The sequence below is a fragment of the Arthrobacter sp. CAL618 genome (genome assembly GCF_000468215.1).
GTDB lineage: Bacteria > Actinomycetota > Actinomycetes > Actinomycetales > Micrococcaceae > Arthrobacter_D.
This window is the reverse complement of sequence record NZ_ASZW01000179.1, coordinates 1-2,348: the sequence shown is the minus strand read 5'-3', so window position 1 is coordinate 2,348 and position 2,348 is coordinate 1. Positions and strand designations below refer to the sequence as shown.

The following is a 2,348-nucleotide window of genomic DNA, read 5'->3' as shown; positions in this document are numbered from 1 at the left end:
AGCCACGCCGTGGGCGTAGCTGCACTTTTTGTCTGGTTGCGACCTTGCGGACCCGGTCTAGGCGTAGCTGTGCAGGCCCGAGAAGTAGATGTTCACGATCGTGAAGTTGAAGACGATGCACAGGTACCCGATGATGCAGAGCCAGGCTGCGCGGGTTCCGGTCCAGCCGCGGGTGGCCCGTGCGTGCAGATAGCCCGCGAATACCACCCAGATGACGAAGGTCCACACTTCCTTGACATCCCAGCCCCAGTACCGGCCCCAGGCCTCTTCCGCCCAGATTGCGCCGGCCATCAGGGTGAAGGTCCACATCACGAAGGCGACGGCGTTGATACGGTAGGACAGGTTCTCCAGGCTGAGCGCCGACGGGACTAGGCGCATGAACGGGGCGCGGTCGGTACCCCCGGCGGCGAGCCTGCGGATCCGGCTGGTCTGAATAAGCTGCAACACCGACATGGCGAACGTCAGGGTGAACAGTGCAGAAGACACCACCGCGACCGATACGTGGATGACGAGCCAGTAGCTCTGCAGGGCGGGAACCACGTTGCCTGCCGGTGTGAAGAAACCGATCGTCGCCGCGCACAGCATCACCAGGGTGAGGCCGACGACGAAGGTCCCGAGGAAACGGAGGTCCTTACGGATCAGGACCAGCAGGAAGACCACCACTACGACGAGCGCTCCGGTGGTGCAGAACTCGTACATGTTGCCCCAGGGCACCCGGTTCGTCGCAAGGCCCCGTGAGATGACACCGGCGGCGTGGATCAGTGCCGCAATCACCGTCAGCACGACGGCGATTCTCGCGAGTTTCCGTCGACCCGCGTAGTCCATAGTGTCATCGGCGGTGGCGTCACCGGCAACGCCAGCTGAACCGGCACGGACGCCTGGGCGGCTGCTCCGGTCTGCGCCCACCAGCGCCATCTGGTCAGCTTCCTGCGCAGCGGCGAGGTTTTCCTCGACCGCCCGGATTCGCTTGCTGCTCTTCACCAGGTCAAGCGTGAAGACAATGAAAGCGACCGTGTAGGTCAGGGCCGCGAGCAGCATGAAACGCTCGCTGAACTCACCCAGAGCCTGGTTGATTGTTTGCATTAGCTGTCCTTACCGTTTCCTACCTGGTGTGATGCGTGTTCGGTGGCCGTACTGTCTGACGCGTAAGTGGTGGTTTCGCCATTGCCTGATGGCTTGGTGAATCCATCTTGCTCCTTGGTCAGCTCATCCACCAGCCACTGCGCGCGGAGCGCTTTTTCGATTGCGGCGCCCTCGCCGGTCAGGCGGTGGTCTTCGCCGCGGGCCAGCAGCCCGTACTCGACCATGGTGCGACCGTCCTCGTGGGTGCCGGTGCGCACCCAGACCCGGCGGCGTCCGATGAACAGTGACGCGCTTAGACCCGCAAGTGCCAGGGAGGAGAAAACCAAGGCTCCCAGCTGGCCCGGATCGTGGCGGATGTCGACCGCAATGTAGCGGTCCAGGCCGTCAAAGGAGACGGACCCCCTGCCATCCGGCAGGTCATAAGTCTGGCCGGCGCCGAGGACGATTCCGCCTTCGTCGCTGGTACGGCTGTTGAGCTCCGTCAGGTCCTCGGTGTCGAGCACGTAAACGCTGCGCGGTTCGCCGTCGTCGAGGCCAAGATCGCCGTAGTAGGAGTTGAGGTTGAGCTGGGGGTTGAACGGATCCGGGTCGCGGGAGAAGGCGACGCCGTCCTCGCCGACAAAAGCGGTGGGGAGGAAGAAGCCGACAAACCCCAACTGGTCCGGGGCGGCGTCGGGAGCCTTGATCACTATGAGGGAGGTGAAGAGCCCATCCTGCGGGATGGTGACAACCGGGCCCTGCATGGCAATGTCTCCGTTGCCGTCACGGACCGTCACTATCGGCGCGTACCCGTTACCGACCAGGTAGACACCCGTGCCGCCGATCTTCAGGGGCGAGTTGACCTTCAGGACCTGCTCGACCTCGTCGGCCTCCGGCCCATCCTTGGTGGTGACGTTGGCGGTGAAGTCGAGCGGCTGGCCGTAGTGAGTTTCCTGCCGGTCGAACTGGACGTCGAAATTGTCCAGTCGCAGCGAATACGGTTCAAGCTGGCCGGCGCTGAAATTGGCCCCGGGGGTGAACGCGTCGTAACCAACCAGGGTATTCACGAAGCTGTCACCTTCAACGATGATTTTCTGCCCGCTGTAGCCAAACAGGCCGCCGACGGCGACTGACACCAGAACACCGATAAGGGAGAAGTGGAAGACGAGGTTGCCGACCTCCTTGAGGAAGCCGCGTTCGGCTCCAACCGAGGGCTGAGCCGATTCTGTGTCCCGGAGGTCCACCCGGTAACCGCGCTTCTTCAGCAAGGCTGCGGCGTCGGCGGC

General features: G+C 63.4%; 2 protein-coding genes. Both read right to left on the bottom strand.

Features of this window, described 5'->3' with window-relative positions; all coding sequences use genetic code 11:
* Positions 1-57: 57 nt before the first annotated feature.
* Positions 58-1,083: a c-type cytochrome biogenesis protein CcsB gene (gene ccsB / locus K728_RS0111070; RefSeq protein ID WP_019483191.1), complete on the bottom strand. Its 1,026-nt coding sequence runs from the start codon at positions 1,081-1,083 to the stop codon at positions 58-60.
* Positions 1,083-2,348 (bottom strand): cytochrome c biogenesis protein ResB (gene resB, locus K728_RS0111065; RefSeq protein ID WP_024476750.1); only part of this gene is annotated, 1,266 nt, incomplete at its 5' end. The genes ccsB and resB, both read right to left, overlap by 1 nt.

Coding starts and splice junctions, on each gene's coding strand:
- ccsB (WP_019483191.1), bottom strand. CDS start 1,083: ATGCAAACAATCAACCAGGCTCTGGGTGAGTTCAGCGAGCGTTTCATG.